The organism is Exiguobacterium sp. UBA5002, from assembly GCF_002396765.1.
Lineage (GTDB): Bacteria > Bacillota > Bacilli > Exiguobacteriales > Exiguobacteriaceae > Exiguobacterium_A.
Window position 1 is genome coordinate 1 of record NZ_DGYQ01000027.1, and the last position, 5,583, is coordinate 5,583.

The following is a 5,583-nucleotide window of genomic DNA, read 5'->3' on the forward strand; positions in this document are numbered from 1 at the left end:
TTTGGCCTTGGTACAACGGGAACGAAACGGGCAGCCGTCACGACAAACGAACGGGAACCGGTTCGCTCATAAGAAAGGAGTACTCGCTTATGTTAGAGCGAATGAAACAGATCGCTAGACGGATGAAGCAACGGTTATCAGTCCTCTCTTATGCAATCGAACATCCTTGTTTACCTCGTCATATCAAATGGGGAATCATCGCCTTGATCGCCTATACTGTCAGTCCGATCGACTTGATACCAGATTTTTTGCCCGTCATCGGCCTTCTCGACGATCTCTTACTCGTTCCACTCGGTATCTACTTCATCATCCGTTCGATTCCTAAAGAGATCTTGACACAAGCACAACGACGACTTGAACAACAAGGAACTCGTTCCTTTCCATTGCTCCGACGTTATGGTCTAGCTTTCGTATTAATTTGTTGGGGCATTGGTATCGGTCTTGTGATATGGTGGATAGTGTAAAAAAAACCAAATCCACCCATAAGGAGTAGTTCAATGAAAACTGAGTTTGAGTTCATGACGACATCGGAAGCAATTCTATTCGTCAGTTCCTTTTTCATGTGGCTTTACATTGGTCGGCATTTCGTCATGATCACGACGTTCGACGACTTATTTTTGACGCAATCTTGGTGGTTACTACTTCCGGTCATCACCTTCATCCTATTCTTACGCTCGTTCGTCGTGCGGCGCTTGATTCTCCATCATAGTCAAGAAGATGAGGACTTGTCACGCGAAGCATAATCCATGTAAAAGAGGAGCTATCCGGCACCGGATAGCTCCTCTTTTTTTACGTTTGATCAATGCGACGAAACTGTAAGCCGCGTGCTTTCCAGTTCGGCAAGAGTTCACGAAGCGCTTCAATCGTCTGCACGGGTGCTTGTGGGTCCGCGCCGAACGTATCCCCGTTATCGTGGAGCAAGATGATATCTCCGTCTGACACATTTGATAGTAGCCTCTTGATTTTTGTCGTCCCGCCTTCTACCTTCCAGTCTTCCGCCATCTTCGACCAGAGAATCATCTTGTAAGCGGTTGGCCAGAGGACATCTCCGGCATTGAGTGCACCCCACGGTGGACGATAGACCGTCGGACGTTCACCGGTGATCCGTTCAATGATCATAGCCGTCCGCTCGATTCCTGCCCGGACCGTCGACGGTCGCATCGACCAGTTCGGTCGATGGACGTAATTGTGGATACCGAGTTGATGCCCTTCGTCGTGTATCCGGCGAATGAGGTCCGGATGTGCTTCTGCTTTATGACCAACGACAAAAAACGTCGCCTGAATGCCTTCTTGTTTTAAGAGATCAAGCAGTTCTGCCGTATAGACGGGATCTGGACCATCATCGAACGTCAAAGCGACGTATCGTGAGTTCAGTGATTTTGTCACGCGCCATCCAAAGACGCGTGACGCCACGTACGGGACGACCGTATAGGCGAGTGTCGCGAGAATTCCTGCTGTGATAAGACGTGAACGCATAGAAACTAACTCCCTTTTATTCATTTACTTTTCGGCGACGGTCTTGCAGGCAACCCGCAATCCGTTCCGCGAAGAACCGCTGATCGGCCGTGACGCGATCATTTTGATACTGCGTGACTGCTTGTTGCCAAGCATGCATGACGTCTGGGTTCTCAAGCGTCCGACGGATGACGTCCGTGAGTGTATCCGTTTGATCAAAGGAAAACGCGAGCTCTTTCTCCATCAAATACGCACGATTGATCTCTTCTTGTCCCGGTAGGACGTGCTGAATGAACAGCGGTACACGTTTTTCAAATGCTTCGCTGACTGTCACGCCACCTGGTTTCGTGACGATCGCATCCATTCGTTCATACAGCTGATTCATCTCATCCCTTGAATCGATATAGGTGAGCGGATGGATATGTGGATGACGTCGCGAAGCTAGTCGTTTATACAATGTTTGGTTCTTCCCACATAAGACATGGAAATCTACTTCTGGACACTGTTCGATCTGCGTCAGTAAGGTCTCGAGTTGACCTAGTCCACCGTTTCCGCCTGCGACAAGAATTTGTTTGCGTGACTGCGTCGAGCGAAAAATGGAACCGCCAGCGATTGCTGGATGGACGGGGATACCCGTCACGAACAAGCGCTCAATGGGTACAGCATGATGCTCGTGCAATTCTTGCCTTGCCTCACGATTCGGCAACAGATGATACTCGATATGCGTCTTTCCCCAGACGCGGCTGACGAATAAATCGGTATAGGCATTGATGACCGGTACGTCACAAAGGTTTCGTTCTTTTAATTGATTCAAGAGATAGGAAGGAAACGCATGTGTACAGATGATGACGTCCGGTTGTTCCGTCCGGATGATTCGTAACATCTGTTGTTGGAAATAATGCGACGTCCATCCTGTCGACCGCGCATTGCTCGAACGTCCGGCAATATGCTGGTGATAAAAACGGCTATAGCCGTTTGAGAAGTGTCGGATCCAGTTCAGGTAAAACTTCGATGTCACCCATTCCGCAAACGGGCTGATCGTACTGAGCAATTCTACTTCCTTGACTTCAACCCCTGGACCTTGCAGTCGTTCGGCGATCGCTTCGGCAACCAGATGATGACCGGATCGCATCCTTAAAAAAGGAAAGATCACTATTTTTTGCATCGTTCGTCCACTCCTTCAAACTGTTCCGACGTTCCTTCAAAAAAAGAAGTAACGTTTAGTCTTCTTTTCCCGCTTCGTTTTTCCCTGAAACGACGCGTTTCTCAAGTCGCTTCCGCTTGAGCCATTTCACGAGCACTCCGAGCAGGAACAATACGAGTAAGGCAAGTCCGAAATACGGTACGACTTCCGGCTTGATATGAAATGTCTTTCCTGCAAAATGACCGAGTAAGACAAAGGGTACGACCCACAGCGCGGAACCGATTGCTGACACAAAAAAGTACCGACCGAAAGAAATCCGCTTCATGCCTGCAAAATATGGATTGATCTGTCGCACCCCCGGAACATAAAGACCGCCGATGATCGTTCGATTGATTCGTTCCATGTAGCCGTTTGACACCCGCTCCCAACGTTCCTTCGTCAATCCGATGAATCGACCGTATCGTAGGACAGTCGGTCCGAAGAAGCGACCTGCTCCATATGCCGTCAGCATACCGACGAACGTCCCAGCATACGCGGTCAAGATCGAATAGATTAAACGTTCTTCGTTTTGACCCCTTAAGATGCCGATCAGGACGAGTAAGGATTCTTCCGGTGCTGGAATCCCGACGATGCCAAAAAATAAAAAAATGAAAATAACGCCGTATCCATAGGCATCGAGATACTGATTGACCGTTTCCATATTCATGTTGTCACGTCCTCTACTGCTGTCTTTCTGTACTGTTTCAACGTCTTCTGACTATGTATTCGTTCCTGTTTAAGCAATTCCTTTTTTAGAAAAATTAAAACCTGGTTCATTCGAAAATTGACCTGTTTTCGCATCTCTCCTCGTGACAATGCTCAGTATGTAGGAGATGATGAATAGAGTGAAGTACATCTCTATAGAAAGAAGGAGGATGACAATGAAAGAGACTGAAAAGCTGACGATTCAACCGCTATCGTTCGAGAGCATTCCATTCGTCAATCATGCCAACGATTCATTCCCGATCATCGGACGCATCGTTCCGCAGTTTTCTGGTACCGCATGGTCTTATACGGAAGAACTCTATGAAACCGCTACTGAAACCCGTTTCCCTGACGATCGACTCGATTGGGCGACGTATATCGAAAACGAGAATCGAATCGTCCTCCTCGCCTTTTCCGGCACTTCTTGTGTCGGACAGATTCGTCTTGTTCGTGACTGGAACCGTTTCGCCTACATCGAAAACATTGCGGTCAAACAAGCGTTTCGTAAACTAGGCGTCGGACACCAATTGCTTGTCGCTGCGTCAAAATGGGCACAGCAACGTGAGTTGAGTGGTCTGTCACTCGAAGCACAGGACGATAACTTGATTGCTTGCCGTTTTTACGAACGAGAAGGTTTCGTGCTCGGCGGTGTCGATAGTTTAAAACAATTCGCCAATCCACATATTGAACTGACCTTGTATTGGTATAAACTATTTTGAACGTCAGTCGGAAAGGGCTTATCTCATGTTATCTATCGTAAAGAACAGTTTCATTTCCGCGATATTGTTCGCTTTCTTGTATGCACTCATTGCTGGGTTTGAGATGGGTGATCCAGCAATATACGACACTTCCTTCACTGACTTCTTTATGATTGGTCTATTGTTTGCTGGTCCCGCCATTTCGCAAGAATTGTCCTCTATCTGCTCATGCTACCAAATTCGTTTCCGCTTGTTCACATCTTATTCTGTTCAGGTGTAGCGTTGATCTATTTCATCGTCTCCGAGTCGGCGCGAAAGTATTTATCATTCCTCCCCTATCTGTTCGGGTGGCTCGGTCGGACCGTCTTCAGCTTTTTTCTGTTTCTCCAATTGTTTGGCTCGATGACGATGATGGTTCCGTTTTTGTCTTACGCGGTGCAGCTCGTCAATGAACAGTTGGATGCTGTCATGCTATTATTCTTCAGCGGTACCGTGATTGCTGACGCTCTGTTAGCTGTCCGCTTCACGAAACGTTCGCTACCGTGGATGACGCATCTCCTCTTTCATCAAGGTACGGTCTTCGTGTTTGCCGGTCATCAAGGTACGGTCTTCGTGTTTGCCGGTGCGTTCATCTTGTTCAGTGCACTTCCCGCGCTATTTTTCATCGGAAACGTAGTCGCTGCCTTTTTATATGTAATGATCACCCGTCTATTCATCCTCATGAAGACTGGAAAGGAGGAGTACCATGATCCGTCTGTCATTTCGACTACTGATGAGTAATTGGATTTTTTTGATGTTCTACCAATACCTTCCGTTGTCACCACGACTTATGCCCGATACAGACTCTGGGTATTATTCAGGTGTCTTCGAAACCTTGCTGTCGTTTGCGATCGTCATCACGATTGGTGGCATCCTGACTGACGCGATTCGTTACTTCCGATTTCGCTCACGTCCACTACCTTGGATAACACACCTCCTCCTGAATCAAGGCATCGCCTTATTACTCGGTGGCGTACTGTTACTTGTATTCAAAGGTCTGTTTCAACCGATCTATTTTCAGGCAATCGCGAGTAGCGCCGCTTTCCTCTACTTTTTGATGACGCGTTTGACATTGTTATACAAGAAAGATTCAGCTGTTTGAAATCAGCCACTTTCTTACATTTTTGTTAGGTAAAACAAGAAGACCTACGCTTTATACTAAATGTATCGTTTAGTAAAAGGAGACATGCCACATGTTTCGTCAAAAATCGCTTCTGTATTTACTCATTTTTCTGTCCTTTGGTTTAGCTTTCGATACGATCACAGGATCGTCTCTCGTTCCGTTCGTCGAACCCCTTCATCTTTTGATGACTTCTCTTGCGTTGACGATCACGACCGCCTGTTTGACTCTGTTCTTTTTGCTTTACTACGGTCTTCGTCCGCATCTCGAATTACTGATCGTCCTTCCCTTTTTGATTTTGACGAGCGGCATCACGTTCTTCTTCGTCTTCTTGAGCGCAATGACTGTCATTTAACGTCACCAAAAAGGGGCTGACTCAAAAG

Annotated in this window: 10 protein-coding genes; 7 read left to right on the top strand and 3 right to left on the bottom strand. The window is 47.1% G+C overall.

The annotated features are described in order from the left end of the window. Positions 1-122: 122 nt before the first annotated feature. Positions 123-464, top strand: a complete 342-nt coding sequence (locus B4C70_RS15145; protein WP_414654458.1) for a YkvA family protein — start codon at positions 123-125, stop codon at positions 462-464. A 33-nt stretch (positions 465-497) separates the two neighbouring features. After that, positions 498-743, top strand: coding sequence for a hypothetical protein (locus B4C70_RS08640; protein ID WP_214729928.1), 246 nt, complete (start codon positions 498-500; stop codon positions 741-743). Positions 744-789: 46 nt separating this feature from the next. On the opposite strand, the gene B4C70_RS08645 is transcribed toward B4C70_RS08640, so the two are convergent. The 3 genes from B4C70_RS08645 to B4C70_RS08655 are packed head-to-tail and all read right to left on the bottom strand — an operon-like array spanning position 790 to position 3,305. Continuing rightward, on the bottom strand, positions 790-1,476 hold the full coding sequence (locus tag B4C70_RS08645; protein ID WP_290778487.1) for a polysaccharide deacetylase family protein: 687 nt from the start codon (positions 1,474-1,476) through the stop codon (positions 790-792). A gap of 16 nt (positions 1,477-1,492) precedes the next feature. Beyond that, the gene (locus B4C70_RS08650) at positions 1,493-2,620 is read right to left on the bottom strand and encodes an MGDG synthase family glycosyltransferase (protein WP_290778490.1); all 1,128 of its coding nucleotides are present in this window, start codon (positions 2,618-2,620) and stop codon (positions 1,493-1,495) included. A 55-nt stretch (positions 2,621-2,675) separates the two neighbouring features. Further along, positions 2,676-3,305 carry a DedA family protein gene (locus B4C70_RS08655; protein WP_290778493.1) on the bottom strand — a complete coding sequence of 210 codons (630 nt, stop codon included), beginning with the start codon at positions 3,303-3,305 and terminating at the stop codon, positions 2,676-2,678. A gap of 214 nt (positions 3,306-3,519) precedes the next feature. Between B4C70_RS08655 and B4C70_RS08660 the strand changes: the two genes are divergently transcribed. From B4C70_RS08660 to B4C70_RS08680, 5 genes are all read left to right on the top strand, one after another. Beyond that, entirely contained in the window at positions 3,520-4,062 is a 543-nt protein-coding gene (locus B4C70_RS08660; RefSeq protein ID WP_290778495.1) for a GNAT family N-acetyltransferase, read from the top strand. Between the two features lie 25 nt (positions 4,063-4,087). Beyond that, entirely contained in the window at positions 4,088-4,321 is a 234-nt protein-coding gene (locus B4C70_RS08665; RefSeq protein ID WP_290778498.1) for a hypothetical protein, read from the top strand. Between the two features lie 2 nt (positions 4,322-4,323). Further along, on the top strand, positions 4,324-4,821 hold the full coding sequence (locus tag B4C70_RS08670) for a hypothetical protein (protein WP_290778501.1): 498 nt from the start codon (positions 4,324-4,326) through the stop codon (positions 4,819-4,821). Next, positions 4,787-5,182, top strand: a complete 396-nt coding sequence (locus tag B4C70_RS08675) for a hypothetical protein (RefSeq protein WP_214729934.1) — start codon at positions 4,787-4,789, stop codon at positions 5,180-5,182. Before B4C70_RS08670 ends, B4C70_RS08675 begins: the two co-directional genes overlap by 35 nt. A gap of 91 nt (positions 5,183-5,273) precedes the next feature. Beyond that, entirely contained in the window at positions 5,274-5,555 is a 282-nt protein-coding gene (locus B4C70_RS08680; protein ID WP_056061134.1) for a hypothetical protein, read from the top strand. Positions 5,556-5,583: the final 28 nt, after the last annotated feature.

Bases quoted from the DNA above. Each gene is read 5' to 3' on its own strand.
- B4C70_RS15145 (WP_414654458.1), top strand. From the start codon at position 123: ATGAAGCAACGGTTATCAGTCCTCTCTTATGCAATCGAACATCCTTGT.
- B4C70_RS08640 (WP_214729928.1), top strand. From the start codon at position 498: ATGAAAACTGAGTTTGAGTTCATGACGACATCGGAAGCAATTCTATTC.
- B4C70_RS08645 (WP_290778487.1), bottom strand. From the start codon at position 1,476: ATGCGTTCACGTCTTATCACAGCAGGAATTCTCGCGACACTCGCCTAT.
- B4C70_RS08650 (WP_290778490.1), bottom strand. From the start codon at position 2,620: ATGCAAAAAATAGTGATCTTTCCTTTTTTAAGGATGCGATCCGGTCAT.
- B4C70_RS08655 (WP_290778493.1), bottom strand. From the start codon at position 3,305: ATGAATATGGAAACGGTCAATCAGTATCTCGATGCCTATGGATACGGC.
- B4C70_RS08660 (WP_290778495.1), top strand. From the start codon at position 3,520: ATGAAAGAGACTGAAAAGCTGACGATTCAACCGCTATCGTTCGAGAGC.
- B4C70_RS08665 (WP_290778498.1), top strand. From the start codon at position 4,088: ATGTTATCTATCGTAAAGAACAGTTTCATTTCCGCGATATTGTTCGCT.
- B4C70_RS08675 (WP_214729934.1), top strand. From the start codon at position 4,787: ATGATCCGTCTGTCATTTCGACTACTGATGAGTAATTGGATTTTTTTG.
- B4C70_RS08680 (WP_056061134.1), top strand. From the start codon at position 5,274: ATGTTTCGTCAAAAATCGCTTCTGTATTTACTCATTTTTCTGTCCTTT.